At 65.5% G+C, this 16,394-nt stretch carries 12 protein-coding genes; 6 read left to right on the top strand and 6 right to left on the bottom strand.

The annotated features are described in order from the left end of the window. Nucleotides 1–43: 43 nt before the first annotated feature. From hutH to hutG, 6 genes are read left to right on the top strand one after another with little or no spacing between them, the layout of a single operon-like run. On the top strand, nt 44–1,624 hold the full coding sequence (gene hutH / locus K2O51_RS26925; RefSeq protein WP_220631011.1) for a histidine ammonia-lyase: 1,581 nt from the start codon (nt 44–46) through the stop codon (nt 1,622–1,624). 17 nt (nt 1,625–1,641) lie between these two features. Then, entirely contained in the window at nt 1,642–3,342 is a 1,701-nt protein-coding gene (hutU, locus tag K2O51_RS26920; RefSeq protein WP_140951137.1) for a urocanate hydratase, read from the top strand. Next, nucleotides 3,339–3,932: a HutD/Ves family protein gene (locus K2O51_RS26915; RefSeq protein ID WP_011298862.1), complete on the top strand. Its 594-nt coding sequence runs from the start codon at nt 3,339–3,341 to the stop codon at nt 3,930–3,932. The genes hutU and K2O51_RS26915 overlap by 4 nt, the downstream gene beginning before the upstream one ends. Next, nucleotides 3,929–5,200 carry an imidazolonepropionase gene (gene hutI / locus K2O51_RS26910; RefSeq protein ID WP_220631010.1) on the top strand — a complete coding sequence of 424 codons (1,272 nt, stop codon included), beginning with the start codon at nt 3,929–3,931 and terminating at the stop codon, nt 5,198–5,200. The genes K2O51_RS26915 and hutI overlap by 4 nt, the downstream gene beginning before the upstream one ends. A gap of 4 nt (nt 5,201–5,204) precedes the next feature. Then, a complete protein-coding gene (locus K2O51_RS26905) occupies nt 5,205–6,611 on the top strand; it encodes a formimidoylglutamate deiminase (RefSeq protein ID WP_011298860.1) in 1,407 nt (468 codons plus the stop codon). A 51-nt stretch (nt 6,612–6,662) separates the two neighbouring features. Beyond that, nucleotides 6,663–7,475 (top strand): N-formylglutamate deformylase, encoded by an 813-nt coding sequence (gene hutG, locus K2O51_RS26900; protein WP_011298859.1) that lies wholly within the window; start codon nt 6,663–6,665, stop codon nt 7,473–7,475. Nucleotides 7,476–7,520: 45 nt separating this feature from the next. Here the strand turns inward: hutG and cls are convergent, their stop codons facing one another. The 6 genes from cls to msuE form a co-directional block, all read right to left on the bottom strand. Continuing rightward, nucleotides 7,521–8,990, bottom strand: a complete 1,470-nt coding sequence (gene cls, locus K2O51_RS26895; protein WP_011298858.1) for a cardiolipin synthase — start codon at nt 8,988–8,990, stop codon at nt 7,521–7,523. Between the two features lie 126 nt (nt 8,991–9,116). Further along, nucleotides 9,117–10,742, bottom strand: a complete 1,626-nt coding sequence (locus K2O51_RS26890; RefSeq protein ID WP_011298857.1) for a bifunctional aspartate transaminase/aspartate 4-decarboxylase — start codon at nt 10,740–10,742, stop codon at nt 9,117–9,119. 97 nt (nt 10,743–10,839) lie between these two features. Then, nucleotides 10,840–12,525, bottom strand: coding sequence for an aspartate-alanine antiporter (gene aspT, locus K2O51_RS26885; protein ID WP_011298856.1), 1,686 nt, complete (start codon nt 12,523–12,525; stop codon nt 10,840–10,842). Between the two features lie 89 nt (nt 12,526–12,614). After that, nucleotides 12,615–14,309, bottom strand: coding sequence for an aspartate-alanine antiporter (aspT, locus tag K2O51_RS26880; protein ID WP_011298855.1), 1,695 nt, complete (start codon nt 14,307–14,309; stop codon nt 12,615–12,617). Between the two features lie 293 nt (nt 14,310–14,602). After that, a complete protein-coding gene (loiP, locus tag K2O51_RS26875) occupies nt 14,603–15,355 on the bottom strand; it encodes a metalloprotease LoiP (protein WP_011298854.1) in 753 nt (250 codons plus the stop codon). A 193-nt stretch (nt 15,356–15,548) separates the two neighbouring features. Then, on the bottom strand, nt 15,549–16,112 hold the full coding sequence (gene msuE / locus K2O51_RS26870) for an FMN reductase (protein ID WP_220631009.1): 564 nt from the start codon (nt 16,110–16,112) through the stop codon (nt 15,549–15,551). Between the last annotated feature and the right edge of the window lie 282 nt (nt 16,113–16,394).

Here is a 16,394-nt window from a genome sequence, read left to right as displayed (position 1 = left end):
TTCTAAGCTGTATAGACAGGAACATACAAGACAGGAATCACTCATGAGCGCCAGCCAAACCAACCAAGCCTCCCGCCCGCTGCTGACCCTGAATCCGGGCCAGGTCACCCTGGCTGACCTGCGCCGCATCTACCGTGGCGAAGTTCGCCTGGAGATGGCCGACTCGGCCTGGGCCGGCGTACGTGCCGCGCAGGCCACCGTGCAGGACATCATCGACGCCGATGCCGTGGTTTACGGCATCAACACCGGCTTCGGCAAGCTTGCGCAGACGCGCATTCCGAATGACAAGCTCGCCACGCTGCAGCGCAATCTGGTGCTGTCGCACAGCGTCGGCACCGGCCCGGACCTGGCCGAGGACGTGGTACGCGTGATCCTCGCGATCAAGGCAGTGAGCCTCGCGCGCGGCCACTCGGGCGTGCGGCCCGAAATCATTGAAGCGCTGCTCGCGCTGGCCAACCACGGCGTGACCCCTTGCATCCCGGCCAAGGGCTCGGTGGGTGCCTCGGGCGACCTCGCGCCGCTCGCGCATATGTCGTGCACGCTGATCGACGTGGGCGATGTGATCGTTGATGGCCGTCGCGTGCCGGCTGCCGAAGGCCTCGCACATGCCGGCCTGTCGGCGTTTGAACTCGGTCCGAAGGAAGGGCTGGCGTTGCTGAACGGCACGCAAGTTTCCACCGCGCTGGCGCTGGCCGGGCTGTTTGCCGCCGAAGATACCTTTGCCGCCGGTCTGGTGGCCGGCGCGCTGTCGCTCGAAGCGATCAAGGGCTCGGTCAAGCCGTTCGATGCACGCATCCATGAAGCGCGCGGCCAGGCCGGCCAGATCGCGGTGGCCGCCGCGGTGCGCGCGATGCTCGATGGCAGCGAGATCGTCGACTCGCACAAGGCCTGCGGCCGCGTGCAGGACCCATACTCGATCCGTTGCCAGCCGCAGGTGATGGGCGCGTGCCTGGACAACCTGCAGCATGCCGCGCGCATCTTGCGCATCGAAGCGAACGCCGCCTCGGACAATCCGCTTGTCTTCTCCGCGCAGGGCGACGTGATTTCGGGCGGTAATTTCCACGCCGAGCCGGTTGCGTTCGCGGCCGACATCATCGCGCTGGCGATTGCCGAGATCGGCGCGATTTCCGAGCGCCGCCTGGCGCTGCTGCTGGACACGGGCCTGTCGGGCCTGCCGCCGTTCCTCGTGCGCGATGGCGGCCTGAACTCGGGCTTCATGATTGCGCAGGTCACCGCCGCGGCGCTGGCCTCGGAGAACAAATCGCTCGCGCATCCGTCGAGCGTGGACAGCCTGCCGACTTCGGCCAACCAGGAGGACCATGTGTCGATGGCCACCTACGGCGCACGCCGGCTTGGCGATATGGCGGCCAATACCGCGGTGGTGGTCGGCATCGAAGCGATGGCCGCCGCGCAGGGCATCGAATTCCATCGCCCGCTGAAGTCGTCGCCGCTGGTGGAGCAGGAACTGGCCCGCATCCGCGCATGCGTGGCGTTCGTGGAGGCCGACCGCTACCTGGCGCCGGATATCGAGGCGATGAAGCGGTGGGTGGTGCAGGGCGATGCGGGGGCAGGCTGGCCTGCTGCGGTGCGCGACATCCTGCCGACGAATACCAAGAACGCCTGAGCAAGGAGAGAGTCCCCATGAACGCTCACGAATCCCGATTCCTCCAGCGCGGCCAGCGCGAAATCCGCGCGCCGCGTGGCACCGAGCTGCACTGCAAGAACTGGCTGATCGAAGCGGCCTACCGCATGATCCAGAACAACCTGGACCCGGACGTGGCCGAGCGCCCGCAAGACCTGGTGGTCTACGGTGGCATCGGCAAGGCCGCGCGCAACTGGGAATGCTTCGACGCGATCCTCGACAGCCTGCGCCGACTCGGCGAAGACGAGTCGCTGCTTGTGCAGTCCGGCAAGCCGGTGGGCGTGTTCCGCACGCACGCCGATGCACCGCGCGTGCTGATTGCCAACTCCAACCTCGTGCCGCACTGGGCCAACTGGGACAAGTTCAACGAACTCGACCGCGCCGGCCTGATGATGTACGGCCAGATGACCGCGGGTTCGTGGATCTACATCGGCACACAGGGCATCGTGCAGGGCACGTATGAAACCTTCGTCGAGGCGGGTCGCCAGCACTACAACGGCGACCTGTCGGGCAAGTGGATACTGACGGCAGGCCTGGGCGGCATGGGCGGCGCGCAGCCGCTGGCCGGTGTGCTGGCCGGTGCGTGCGTGCTCGCGATCGAATGCCAGGAATCGCGCATCGACTTCCGCCTGCGTACGCGCTACCTCGACAAGAAGGCCACCACGCTCGACGAAGCGCTGGCGATGATCGCCGAGGCCACGCAGAAGAAGGAAGCCATCTCCGTGGGGCTGCTCGGCAACGCGGCCGACATCGTCCCGGAACTCGTCAAGCGCGCGCAGGCCGGTGGCATGCGTCCGGACATCGTCACCGACCAGACTTCGGCACACGACCTCGTCAACGGCTACCTGCCTCAAGGCTGGACCGTTGACCAATGGGAACACGCACGCCAGCACGATCCCAAGTCGGTGGAAGCCGCCGCGCGACCGTCGATTGTGAAACACGTTCAGGCAATGCTCGCGTTCCAGCAGATGGGCGTGCCGACTGTCGACTACGGCAACAACATTCGCCAGGTTGCGTTCGACGAGGGCGTGAAGAATGCCTTCGATTTCCCCGGCTTCGTGCCGGCCTATATCCGGCCGCTGTTCTGCCGCGGCAAGGGCCCGTTCCGCTGGGTCGCGCTATCCGGCGATCCCGAGGACATCTACAAGACCGACGCCAAGATGAAGGAGCTTTTCCCCGAGGACACGCACCTGCACCGCTGGCTCGACATGGCGCACGACCGCATCGCGTTCCAGGGTTTGCCCGCGCGCATCTGCTGGGTTGGGCTGGACGAGCGTCATCGCGCGGGCCTTGCATTCAACGAGATGGTGAAGTCGGGCGAACTCAAGGCGCCCGTCGTGATCGGCCGTGACCATCTGGACTGCGGCTCGGTCGCTTCGCCGAACCGCGAAACCGAGTCCATGCGCGACGGCTCCGATGCCGTTTCCGACTGGCCGCTGCTCAACGCGTTGCTGAACACCGCCGGCGGCGCGACGTGGGTCAGCCTGCATCATGGCGGTGGTGTCGGCATGGGTTTCTCGCAGCATTCGGGCGTGGTGATCGTCTGCGACGGTACCGACGCGGCGGCTAAGCGCATTGAGCGCGTGCTGTGGAACGACCCGGCCACGGGCGTGATGCGCCATGCCGATGCGGGCTACGAGCTTGCCATCGAATGCGCGCACGAGAAGGGCCTCAACTTGCCGATGGTGAATCGCTCATGACCCGCTTCGCACTTGACTCGATGGAACCTACGCCGTGGAAGAACGGCGGCGGCACCACGCGCGAAGTCGCGGTGTGGCCGCCCGATGCCGGGCTCGACGACTTTGCCTGGCGCATCAGCATCGCCGATATTGCCGCGGATGGACCGTTCTCGGCGTTTGCGGGAATCGACCGGCAGATCGTGCTGCTTGACGGCGCGGGCGTGCAGTTGCGCGCTGCCGATGGCAGCTTTGACCACCGCCTTGACGCCGTCGGCGAGCCGTTCGCATTTTCGGGTGATGTGGCCGTCAACGCCACGCTGATTGCCGGTGCCACGCGAGACTTCAACGTGATGGCGCGCCGCGGCGTCTGCCGCGCGAATGTGCATGCCATGCGGCACGGCTTCTCTTTCAACTCGGGCGAGGATGCCGTGGCGCTGTTCGTGCTGCGCGGCGCGTGGCGTGATCCCGGTGCGAGCCAGATGGAACCTCTACGCGCCAATGAAGGCGTCTGGTATCCGACAGGCGTGACCGCTGCATTCCATGCGCTCGCGCCGCTCGAAGGCGATTCGCTGTGCCTTTGCATCACGCTGGAAACGGAGGCTGACCAATGAACGCGCCCCTCGCTTCGGGACGCCCCGACATTCAATCCGCCGACGGCATCTGGCACTGCTGCCATTTGCTGCCAGATGCCGATCCCGACCGCGCCGTGCGCGACGCAGCGCTGGTTGTCGAGCAGGGCCGCATCGCATGGCTGGGCGCCGAAGCGGAATTGCCCGCAGACTATCGCAGCCTGCCGCGCCACGATGCGGGTGGAACCTGGATGACGCCCGGACTGGTCGACTGTCATACGCACCTCGTCTATGGCGGCCAGCGTGCCGATGAGTTCGCAATGCGCCTCGCAGGCGCGAGCTATGAAGAGATCGCACGCGCCGGCGGCGGCATCGTTTCGTCGGTACGCGCCACGCGCGCGGCCGACGAAGACACCCTGTTCTCGCAAGCCGCTGCGCGCCTCGCGCCGCTGCTGGCGGAAGGCGTGACGGCCATCGAAATCAAGTCGGGCTATGGCCTCGAACTCGAAGCCGAACGCCGCCAGTTGCGTGTCGCGCGCCGTCTTGGCGAAGCGTTCGGCGTGTCGGTGCATGCGACTTTCCTCGGCGCGCATGCCTTGCCGCCCGAATACGCGGGGCGCGCCGACGATTACATCGACCTGGTCTGCAACACGATGCTGCCGGCACTGGCCGAAGAAGGACTGGTCGATGCTGTCGATGCGTTCTGCGAATCGGTCGGCTTCTCGCTCGCGCAGACCGAGCGCGTGTTCGAAGCCGCCGCGCGCCATGGCTTGCGCGTCAAGCTGCATGCCGAGCAACTGAGCAACCTCGGCGGCGCTGCGCTGGCCGCGCGCCACCATGCGCTGTCGGCGGACCATCTGGAGCATCTGGACGAGGCCGGCGTAGAAGCCATGGCGGCCGCCGGTACGGTGGCAGTGCTGCTGCCGGGCGCCTATTATTTCCTGCGTGACACGAACCTGCCGCCGATTGCGCTGCTGCGCAAGCACGGCGTGCCGATGGCGATTTCCACGGACCACAATCCGGGTACCTCGCCGGTCACATCGCTGCTGCTGATGATGAACATGGCCTGCACGCTGTTCCGCCTGACGGTGCCCGAGGCGCTGGCCGGCGTGACCACGCATGCGGCGCGCGCGCTCGGCGCAGCGGACCGGCATGGAAAGCTCGCAGTCGGACGCGCAGCGGATTTCGTGCTCTGGCGCGTCGAGTCACCGGCGGAACTGGCTTACTGGTTCGGCCGCAACCCGGCCGCGGTGGTCGTGCGGCAGGGACGCATCCATCCGGCGACGTCGCAACACGGCGGGAGGGCATGAGCGCATGAACGAAGCACGCATTCTTGCACCCCACGCGCTGCTGCCGACCGGCTGGGCGCGCGACGTGCTACTGGCATGGGATACAACGGGCCGCCTGACAACGGTGCAGGCGGGCGCATCGGCCAGTGCCGATGTGCCGCGCGCCGCCGGCCCCGTGCTGCCCGGTATGCCGAATCTCCATTCGCACGCGTTCCAGCGCGGCTTTGCCGGCCTGACGGAATACCGCAGCGTGACGCAGGGCGGCGATCCCGCCGGCGCAGACTCGTTCTGGAGCTGGCGCACGCTGATGTACCGCTTCGCGCTGCGCTTGTCGCCGGACACGCTGGAGGCCATCGCCACGCAGCTCTACATCGAGATGCTGCGCGCGGGCTACACCAGCGTATGCGAGTTCCACTACGTGCACCACGACATCGACGGCAAGCCATATGCAGACGCGGCCGAGATGTCTTTGCGCCTGTTGCGCGCGGCCGAACGCGCTGGCATCGGCATGACGCTGCTGCCGGTGCTGTACCAGACGGCCGGCTTCGGCGACAAGCCGGCGGTGGCGGAGCAGCGCCGCTTCCTGCATGACACCGACGCCATGCTCAGGCTGCTCGAACGCCTGTCGCCCGCGTGCGCGCAGCACGGCGCGCGCCTGGGCCTCGCCCCGCACTCGTTGCGCGCAGTGCCACAGCAAAGCCTCACGCACGCATTGGCCGGCCTGCATGCGATGGATCCTACTGCACCTGTGCACATCCACATCGCCGAGCAGCAGCGCGAGGTGGACGACTGCATCGCGCAGACCGGCATCCGGCCCGTCGAATGGCTGCTCGACCATGCCGAGGTCGATGCGCGCTGGTGCCTTGTGCATGCCACGCATATGGACTGGGATGAACGCCGGCGCCTCGCGCACAGCGGGGCGGTGGCTGGCATCTGTCCGACCACCGAGGCAAACCTGGGCGATGGCGTGTTCGAAGCGGCGCCGTACCTCGCCCAGCACGGTGCATGGGGCATCGGCTCGGACAGCCATGCGAGCGTCAGCGTCGCCGAAGAGCTGCGCATGTTCGAGTACGGCCAGCGGCTGGCCCTGCAGCAGCGCAATGTGCTGGCCTCGGAATCGCATATGCAGGTCGCGGATCGTCTCTACCTCGAGGCGGTGGCCGGCGGTGCGCGTGCAACGGGCCGCGCGGTAGCCGGGCTCGCGGCGGGCCAGCAGGCCGATTTCGTCGTGCTCGATGGCTCGCATCCCGCGCTGGCGGGGCTTGACGGCGCCCAGGCGCTGGCCACGCACGTCTTTGCCAACCACGGCCATGAGACACTAGCGGAAGTCCGCACTGCCGGCCGTTGCCGCGTGCAGCATGGTGCGCATCCGCTGCAGGCGGAAGCTGGCCAGCTGTTCGTGTCGGCGCGCGCGAGCCTGCTGGGCGACTGAAAACCGGCAGCCGCCGCATTGCGCGGCGCGCTGCCCTGCATTGCACAGACCATGTCCTTTTCTACCGACACCCCCGCTTTTACCCTGCATCGCGGCACCCGTCCGCTGCTGGTATCGATGCCGCACGTCGGCACCTACCTACCCGCCACCGTGTCGCAGCGGCTGACCGCCGAGGCACGCACGGTGCCCGATACCGACTGGCACCTGGAACGCCTCTACGACTTCGCGCGCGAACTTGGCGCGTCGGTACTGGCGGCCACCCATTCGCGCTACGTGGTGGACCTGAACCGACCGCCCGATAACGCCAATCTCTATCCGGGCCAGGACACCACCGGCCTGTGCCCGGTCGATACCTTCGACAAGACGCCGCTGTACGCGAACGGCGTCGGTCCTGACGATGCCGAGATCGGCGCGCGGCGTGATGCCGTATGGCGCCCGTACCACGGCGCGCTGGCCGAGGAACTCGCTCGCCTGCGCCAGCAGCACGGCACGGTGGCGCTGTGGGATGCGCATTCGATCCGCTCGATGCTGCCGCGCTTCTTCGAAGGCAGGCTGCCCGACTTCAACCTCGGCACGGCCAATGGCGATAGCTGTGATCAATCGCTGGCGGACGAACTGCTGGAGATTGCACAGGGTATCCCGGGCCACACTGCGGTGCTCAACGGTCGCTTCAAGGGTGGCTATATCACGCGCAATTACGGGCAACCGCGCGACGGCGTGCATGCCGTGCAGCTCGAACTCGCGCAATCGGCGTACATGAGCGAGTCGTATCCGTTCGCGTATGACGAGGCCAAGGCCTCGGCGCTGCAGCCGTCGCTGAAGCAGATGCTGGCGGCGGTGCTGGGGTTTGTAGAAGGGCGTTAAGCCGAACTCCGTGGAGAGGGCCAGCGCTTGCCGCAGCCCTCGCCATCACAACAACGAATCCGCCAACCGGCAAAGGTTCTGCCAGGTCCGCGTGCGCAACGGCCGCGCGGCCCATTTCTCGCGTACCACGGTGTCGCTCGCAGCCAGATAGCGCTGCTGAATGCGCACCATCTTCGCCACCACATCCCTGTCGTAAATCACCAGCGCCGATTCCGCATTGAGCGCGAACGAGCGGATGTCCATGTTCGTCGAGCCGACCATCGCCACCGTGTCGTCGATGGTCACATGCTTGGCATGCAGGAACGCGGGCCGGTACAGGTGGACCTTCACGCCCGATTCCAGCAGCACACCGAAATACGCTTCCTGCGCGGCCTGCGTGAAGCGCTGGTCGATGCGCTGGGACAGCACCAGATGCACCTCCACGCCGCGATAGCACGCGACGTGCAGCGCTTGCAGGAACGACTCGTCGGGCACGAAATAAGGCGTGGTGATGACCACGCGGCGCACGGCATTGTGGATCATCGACACCAGCACCATCTGCGCATTCTGCGTGCCGTAGCCAGGCCCGCTCGGGAGCATCTGCGCAATGCACGGCCCGTCCGGCGCCAGCGGCGGGAAATCGGCAGCGCCGAGGTCCTTGTCGCCGGTCTCGAGGTAGCGGTCCGCGAGGAACACAGCCTGCAGTTGCGATACCACCGGGCCGGTCACGCGGGCCACCAGTTCCTCATTGGGCAGACCCGGCATCGATTCGGCATCGACGACGTTCTGCGAGCCGATATAGCCGACGCTGCCATCGAGCACGACGATCTTGCGGTGATTGCGCAGGTCGAAGCGCGCACTCTTGCCCTTGAGCACTGCCGACAGCGAGCGCATCGGCAGCACCGGTACCACCTGCACGCCGGCAGAGCGCAGCTTGCCGGTAAAGGCCTTCAGTCCGTCGCGCGCACCGAGCGCGTCCATCAGCACGCTGCAGCGTACGCCACGGCGCGCGGCGCGCAGCACGGCGTCGGTAATCCTTCGGCCCGTCGCATCGTCCGCGTAGATGTACATCAGGATGTGCACCGACTGCTTCGCGGCGTCGATGTCGGCCACCATTGCGGCAATCACGTCGTCGTAGCGGTCGATCAGCGTGACATCGTTGCCGCGCATCGGCGCGAATGAGCCGACCCGTTCAATCAGGCAGGAACCCGTCTGGCACAGCCCATCCGGCAATGGACCCTGTGGCAGTTCATGGCTGATGCGCGCGCGCAGCTGCTCGATCCCCTGGTTGATGCGGGCCAGTTTCAGGCGGCGTGACTTCGGATAGTAGATGCGTCCGAACAGCGCATAAAGTATCAGGCCCAGCCACGGCAGGAAGAACACCAGCAGCAGCCACGTGCGCGCGGCAGCCGGCGCACGGCGCTGCGGCACGTAGACCAGCATCGTCAGGCGGATCGCCCATTCGGTCACCGTGAACAGCGGGCCCCACCACAGGGCAGGATCGGGCAGCGAGGACAGGAACGGTGGAAGCGGCATGCCGGGGCTCGGGTATGGCGGCGGAGGTCACTGGAATCGCCCACGACCATACCAGAGCCGGCTGCATGCAGCCAACCGCATGCAGCCGGCGACGCGCCCGGAACCGCAGTGCCGGGCGCGTCGCGCCTACTTCTTCACCACGTGTTTGTTGGCCTTATTGCCGGTGGCTTCGTTGTACTTTTCCACATACTCCTCGAAGAGCTTGCGGATCGAGCGGCCGATTTTCGCGTAGTCCGATTCGTTCAGGTTGGCCAGCGATACGCGGCCGGACGGATGGCGCGTACCAAAGCCACGGCCTGGCAGCAGCACCACGCCTGCATCTTCAGCCAGGCGGAACAGCAGCTCATTGGGCTCCACCGAGGCGAGCACCCATTTCACGAAGTCAGGACCGAGCGCTTTGCCGCCCAGCGCCTCGATGTCGAGCAGCGTGTAGTAATCCACGGCATTCGGATCGTCCGCCTCCGGCGCGATGCCAATTTCGCGATACAGCGCAGCCTTGCGGTTCCGGATCAGCCGCTTCATGGCGATCTTGTAGTTGTCGGGCGTGTCCATCAGAGAGAACAACGAGAACAGCACCATCTGTACCTGCTGCGGCGTGGACAGGCCGGCCGTGTGGTTCAGCGCCACCGTGCGACTGTCGGCCACCAGGCGGTCGATGAATTTAAGCTTGTCCGGCTCGGTGGTGATCGACGTATAGCGTTCGTGCAGCTCCTTGCGCGCGGCATCGGGAAGCGCGGCGATCTTTTCGTCGAACACGTTGTCGCGGTGCGTGGCAATCACGCCGAGCCGCCAGCCGGTCGCGCCGAAGTACTTCGAGAACGAGTACACCAGGATGGTGTTCTTCGGGCACATCGCAAACAGCGAGACGAAGTTGTCAGCAAAGGTGCCATACACATCGTCGGTCAGGATGATCAGGTCGGGACGTTCCTCGATGATTGACGCCAGGTACTCGAGACTTTCATCGCTCATGCGTACCGAGGGCGGGTTGCTCGGATTGACGAGGAAGAAGGCCTTGACCTTCGGGTCGCGCAGCTTGTCGAGTTCCTTGTTCGAGTACTGCCAGCGTTCGCCGGGATCGGCCTCGACCGAAAGCTCGACGAGCTTGTAGTCGTTCAGTTCCGGGATCTCGATGTACGGCGTGAAGATCGGCATGCCCAGCGCAATGGTATCGCCGGCCTTGAGCAGGTGGTTTTCGCGGATCGAGTTGAACAGGTACGTCATCGCCGCGGTGCCGCCTTCGACCGCGAACAGGTCGAACTCGCCGATGAACGGATGGTTGCCGATCATCTCCTTGCGGATGTACTGGCCCACGATGACCTCGGACAGCTTCAGCATGCGGTCCGGCACCGGGTAATTGCAGGCCAGGATGCCTTCGCACATTTCATAGAGGAAAGCGCCGGCGTTCAGCCCAAGCTGGTCGCGCACATAGGAGACGGCTCCGGCCAGGAACGAGACGCCCGGCACGTGCGCGAACTCGCGCGCGAACAGGTCGAAGCGTTCCTCGATGCCTTCGCGGCGCGGGAAGCCGCCTACGCCTTCGGGCATGTACGAGAACGAACGCTCCGATTCGCGCATGGCGAACAGGCCGAGTTGCCAGAAGCCGTGGCGCGGAATCGTGGCGAGGAAATTGGGGTTGCCGCGGCCCGCGTTCAGCATCAGGCGGTCCGCATCGCTGCTGGCAAGCTTGATCAGTTCATCCTTCAGTTCGAACGGCGAGAGGCTCGCCAGCTTGGACATATCCGGTTTGGTCATGACTTGCTCCTGTTAAGACGCTTGTCGGGTTGGCGCTGGCGGGCCGGGAGGGAAGGGCGGCCCGCGCAGCAGGAAGAACGGTGAAACGACGTGACCGCTAGACGAGGCCGACCACCAGCGGTCCGAGCAGCGTCAGCAGCACGTTGGCAATGGCGTAGGTGATGGCGAAGGGCACGGTCGGCACCGGGCTCTCGGCCTTGTCGAGAATGCCGCCGAAGGCGGGGTTCGCACTGCGCGACCCGGACAGCGCGCCCGCGAGCAGCGCGGCGTTGTCGTACTTGAGCACGTAGCGGCCGAAGAACATGGTCAGGAACAGCGGCAGCAGCGTGACCACGGCACCAAGGATGAAGATGGTCAGGCCTTGCTGCTTCAACGTGGTAGCAGCCTGCAGACCCGAGTTGATGCCGACGATGGCCACGAACGCAGCGAGCCCGAAGTCCTTCAGCAACTGGCACGCGGCAGTCGGCATCGCGCCGAACATCTTGTGCTTGGATCGGGCCCAGCCAAACACCAGGCCGGAGAGCAGCGCACCACCGCCGGCGCCGAGCGTCAGCGGGATCGAGCCGATGCGCCATACCAGCAGGCCGATCAGCAGACCCACCAGCACACCGGCACCGAAGTAGACGAAGTCCGTCTTCTCGGTGGGCGCCAGTTCGTACCCGGCCATCTGCGCGGCACGCCTGGTATCGGCCGGCGTGCCGTACAGCGTGAGGATGTCGCCATGCTGCAGCTTCAGTTCTGGCAGCAACGGCAGCGGGTTGTCGTAGCGCTCGATATGCTCGATGTACACACCGTGGCGCATGTCGCGCCCCACCATCTCGACGATCTCCGCGACCGTCTTGTTGTTCATGCCCTTGGCGGTGAACACCACCTTGCGCGTCTGCATGACGACGCCCATGCCTTCCACATCGGCGACTTCCTCGCCGATCAGCGCGGCCGTGGGCACCATGGCGTCGCGGCGGCCCACCAGCAGCACCAGGTCACCGTCCTTGAGCACGATGTCCTGCTTGACCTCGAGCGCCTTGCCGCCGCGCTGGATCTTCTCCACCGTGACGAGATCCTCGCCGCCGATCTCGATATGCGAAACGGTCTTGCCCGCAGCGCCGCCCACGCGGAAAAGCCGGCCCACTAGCCGCGGCAGCGCACCGCGCTGGTTCGGGCCGAACTGCGGCAGCCCGCCGTGCAGCTGCGCTTCCATCTTCTTCGCGTCTTCCTTCAGGTCGGCTTTCATGAAGCGCGGCAGGATGTTCACGCAAACGATGATCGCGCCGAGAGACCCAAACACATATGTCACCGCATACCCTATTGCAACGTTTGCCTGTAGTTGCTTCACCTGGTCCGGTGGCAGCCCAAGCTTGGTGATCGCATCACCGGCCGTACCGATGATGGCCGACTGCGTCATGCCACCTGCGGCCAGGCCTGCGGCGATGCCCTTGTCGAGATCAAAGATCTTGGCCAGCACCACCACCGTGACCAGGCCGCATACCGCCATGAACACCGCCATGGCGATCTCGCGCAGCGAGCTGCGGTTCAGCGAGTTGAAGAACTGCGGGCCGCTTTCGTAGCCGACCGCATAGATGAAGACGGCGAACATCACCGCCTTGACGCCATTGTCGATCTGGACGCCGACCTGGCTGATCAGCACCGCGGCCAGCAGCGAGCCCGCCACGCCACCAAGCTGGAAGCGCCCGAACGTAATCTTGCCGATGGCATAGCCGACGGCCAGCGACAGGAATAGCGCTGATTCCGGCGATTTCTGGAAAATGTCATGCAACCATTCCATGAGGGCCTCCTGTTGCGATGGGAGCGGGTTGAGACTGCAGGGCTGAATGTGCTGCCCGGTTGGTGAAACGTGTTCTCAGTCGCGGGGCATCAGTGCCTCGCCAGGGCGCCCGCCATGGCCACGGAAATCGGCCCCAGCAGCGGAAGCAGGACATTGGAAATCGCATACGTGATCGTGTAGCCGATCACCGGGGTGCCGTTGCCGGCCGCGCTGGTCAGCGCCATGATCGTCGGCGTGCTGCAGTGCTGGCCTGCGACGGCGCCGAGCAGGATCGGCGTGTCCAGCTTCAGCCAGCGGTGGCCGATGAACAGCGAAATCGCGGCCGGCACCACGGAAACCAGGATGCCCGCGACGGGCAGGATCAGGCCGTACTCGCGGATGAGCGTGATCGCATCGGGTCCGGCGGACAGGCCGACTGCGGCAATGAACGTAGCGAGGCCGAAGTCCTTCAGGATCTCGGCCGCGGAAGAGGGCAGCGAGCCGAACAGCGGCATGCGCGCGCGCAGCCAGCCGAAGATCAGGCCCGACACGAGGCAGCCGCCGCCGGTCCCCAGCGTGAGATCGGCCTGACCGAACTTGACGCTGAACGCACCGATCAGCATGCCTAGCAGCACGCCGATGCCCAGGAACACGAAATCCGTCTTGATCGTCGGCGTGACCGCGTAGCCGAGTTCCGGCACCACGCGCTGCACGGCTTCCTGCGGTCCGCTCAGCGTCAGTACGTCTCCACGCTCGAGCACCGTTTCCGGCAGCGTGGGCACCCGATGCTGCATGCGCGAGATACGCTGGATATAGACACCGCGGCCCATGCCGACGTCGGCCATCTGGCGCAGCCGGGCCAGCGTCAGTCCGCGGATCTCGCGCCGCGTGAGCAGCACGTCCTGCTCGTTCTGCACGGCTTCCATGCCGGGCTCTTCAGGCAACTCGGTGCCGACGTAGCCGGCGAAGGCCACCATTGCATCGCGCCGGCCGACTGCGAGCACAACGTCACCGGTGCGCAGCAACTCGGCGGGCGATGGCCGGAAGGTCTCGCCATCGCGCCGCACGCGCCGTATCGTTGCGCCGAGCGCGACCAGTTGCTCCGCTTCCAGCACCGTCTTGCCCGCGACGCGTTCCACGCGCAGCACGCGACCGACCAGCAACGGCAGTGCGCTGCTCTGGCCTTCGCCCAAGTCGTTCTCGCCGCCGAGCTTCTGCCACAGCCTTTCCGCCGATTCGCGCAGGTTCACGCGCAACAGCCACGGCGCGAGCTGGCTCGTGAACAGCACGATCGAGATCAGGCCGAACAGGTACGTCACGCTGTATGCGGTGACGATATTGGTCTGCAGCACGCGCACCTGCTCGGAAGAGATGCCGAGCCGGGAAATCGCTTCGGAAGCGGTGCCGATCACGGCCGATTCGGTCGCGGCGCCGGCGAGCAGGCCGGCGGCCGTACCCTGGTCCAGGCTCAGCAACGGTACGGCGATCGCAAGCAGTGCCAGGAGTACAAAGGCTTCCACGAGCGAGAGCAATCCGATGCGCCATTCGCGCCCGACATTGGCGAAGAACTGCGGGCCACCGGTGAAGCCGAGCGCAAAGATGAACACCGCGAAGGCAACGTTCTTGACGTCGTTGTCGAGACGCGCCCCGCTTTGCCCGATCACGAGCGCGGCGATCAGCGTGCCGCAGATGCCGCCGAGCTGGAATGGCCCGAAACGGATCGCGCCAATCGCATGGCCGACCGCGAGCGCGAGGAAGAGCGCGATCTCCGGTTGGGAGGCAAGCAAGTCTGAAAGCAATTCCATTGCGCGGCAACGATATCCCTGGTGCGTTCAGCGTGGCGCGGATACATGCCGTCGAAACTGGCCGTGAGAAACGTACGGTCAGGCGAGCAGCCAGTACGCGTCCGCATCCGCCTGGATGCGGCGCGATGGATTATCACTGTCGAGTTGTGGCCGGCGTAGTGAAAGCTTTTGTCTGTGATTTAAACGCCGTCAATGGCTGCTGCACTGCATCGCGGTGCGGTGCAGTGTGGGCTGGAGATGCTTGTGCCGTGCTTCACCCAATCGGGTGTCGCACGGCTGTCACGGTGTCGCGCTTATTTGCCTCCGGCAAGGCGCGCGTCGATATGCTTGGCGCGCTCAAGCGAGCCCGGGTGGGAACTCAGCATGCTTGACTGCCCGCCATCGAGCGAGGCCAGCTTGCGGAACGCGGAGGCAAGCGCTTGCCGGTTTGCACCGTTCTTCGTCAGCAAATCGAAAGAATAGTCATCGGCGGCACTTTCCTGCCGTTGGGAAAACTGCGCGTTGATGAACTGCTCACCAAGGTCCGCGATCTGCGATGACGTCAGCGCGGTAAGCGTCGGGTTCCCCAGCGCGCCCAGCGCGCCGCGCGCAGCCGACGTGCCGTAGGCAACCTGCATGGCGGCCTTGGTATGCCCCAGCGCGACGTGGCCGATTTCGTGCCCGACCACGCCGCGGACTTCATCGTCGGTCATCAGGTCCATGAGGCCGCTGTAGACACGCACGCAGCCGTTGGCCATGGCCCAGGCATTGACGTCCTTGGTCATGTAGACCTTTGCATCAAGCGGCAGGCCGGTATTGCCCAGGCCGCTCATGACGTTGGCGAGCCGTTTCGTGTAGGTGCTGTCGGCTGCGGCGATGGTGTTCTTCTTGTCCATCTCCGCGCATGACTGGTCGGACAAGGTCTTGACGTTGGCATCGGACAGCGAGGCGGCAGAAAACAGGCTGCCGCCCGCCTGCGTCATGCTGTCCATGTTCATGTTGGCGCAACCGGCCTGCAGGGCAATGCAGGCAAGGGCAGGGACGGCATATCGTGCATATCGCGTCATGGCTGGGACTCCGTGGCGGGATTGACCAATGCATAGCATAGGAAAACCGTGGGCGGATGCGCCAGTGGATTCCGTCCGACACGCAGGGCGGCGAGTGGGTCGCACGGATGTGGTGCCGGGGATACCGGCCGTCTCGCGTGCATCGACGAGGCGGCTAGGCGTTTCGCGCGATCGTGCGGGCTGTGCTCGGCGCTTACGCGGCCTTCAATGCGACCCGCTGATTTGCCGCGAACAGCGGCACAGCGCGGTCGGCCGCGAGCCGGATACGCTCGAGCAGCGCGGGGCTCTGCACCGTGTGGCCCGCGAAATCCGAGGGGCTCGCATAGACCCCGATGGGCAGTGTCAAAGCCTGTAGAAATCCAAAGAGCGGCCGCAACTGGTGCTCGAGTACGAGTGCGTGTCGGTCGCTGCCGCCGGTGGCTGCCAGCAGCACGGGCTTGTCCGTGAGAGCTTCCTGGCCGACGAGGTCGAACAGGTGCTTGAAGTGTCCCGGATACGTGCCGCGATAGACCGGCGCCGCGGCGATGATGAGATCGGCGGATTCGAGCGCCTGCAGTTCCGCCTCGATCGTGGGCGGCAGTTCCGTGCGCCAGAGGGCGCCGCCGAGGGGGCGCGCGATATCGGCAAGGCTGATGACGCGAGCGTCGACATGCAGCCGTGCGTCGAGCGCGCCGATCAGCGCGTGGACCAGCGCTAGCGTGCGCGAGGGTTGCTGGGTACTGCCGTTGACTGCAACGATCTTCAGGGGCTTGGGCACGATGGATTTCCGGTGATGTGTTGTTGATGGCGGCGACCGCGTCAGGGTATCGAGACGATACTGCGGAGGGCCCGCCATGCAAACGACGCGTTCGTTCTATCCATAGGCGATCGGCGCACATAAGGGCATGCGCTTTTGATTGTTGATTGCCGGGTTGTCGAAATGGGGATCATCCACTTGGCGTGTCATCGCTGAAGCGAAGTGGCGACCCCATGACAACAAGCCAAGCAGTTCTGCCGTTCTGAGGCCTTCCGCACAAACGTCATCATCCTTTGGTATGGA

Source organism: Cupriavidus pinatubonensis (genome assembly GCF_019602855.1).
GTDB lineage: Bacteria > Pseudomonadota > Gammaproteobacteria > Burkholderiales > Burkholderiaceae > Cupriavidus > Cupriavidus pinatubonensis.
This window is presented reverse-complemented; position numbering and strand designations above follow the sequence as displayed.

What these genes read in the sequence shown, in the direction of transcription:
- K2O51_RS26890 (WP_011298857.1), bottom strand. Translation starts at nt 10,742, where the DNA reads ATGACCAAACCGGATATGTCCAAGCTGGCGAGCCTCTCGCCGTTCGAA.
- K2O51_RS26915 (WP_011298862.1), top strand. Translation starts at nt 3,339, where the DNA reads ATGACCCGCTTCGCACTTGACTCGATGGAACCTACGCCGTGGAAGAAC.
- hutI (WP_220631010.1), top strand. Translation starts at nt 3,929, where the DNA reads ATGAACGCGCCCCTCGCTTCGGGACGCCCCGACATTCAATCCGCCGAC.
- hutG (WP_011298859.1), top strand. Translation starts at nt 6,663, where the DNA reads ATGTCCTTTTCTACCGACACCCCCGCTTTTACCCTGCATCGCGGCACC.
- loiP (WP_011298854.1), bottom strand. Translation starts at nt 15,355, where the DNA reads ATGACGCGATATGCACGATATGCCGTCCCTGCCCTTGCCTGCATTGCC.
- cls (WP_011298858.1), bottom strand. Translation starts at nt 8,990, where the DNA reads ATGCCGCTTCCACCGTTCCTGTCCTCGCTGCCCGATCCTGCCCTGTGG.
- K2O51_RS26905 (WP_011298860.1), top strand. Translation starts at nt 5,205, where the DNA reads ATGAACGAAGCACGCATTCTTGCACCCCACGCGCTGCTGCCGACCGGC.
- hutU (WP_140951137.1), top strand. Translation starts at nt 1,642, where the DNA reads ATGAACGCTCACGAATCCCGATTCCTCCAGCGCGGCCAGCGCGAAATC.
- aspT (WP_011298855.1), bottom strand. Translation starts at nt 14,309, where the DNA reads ATGGAATTGCTTTCAGACTTGCTTGCCTCCCAACCGGAGATCGCGCTC.
- aspT (WP_011298856.1), bottom strand. Translation starts at nt 12,525, where the DNA reads ATGGAATGGTTGCATGACATTTTCCAGAAATCGCCGGAATCAGCGCTA.
- hutH (WP_220631011.1), top strand. Translation starts at nt 44, where the DNA reads ATGAGCGCCAGCCAAACCAACCAAGCCTCCCGCCCGCTGCTGACCCTG.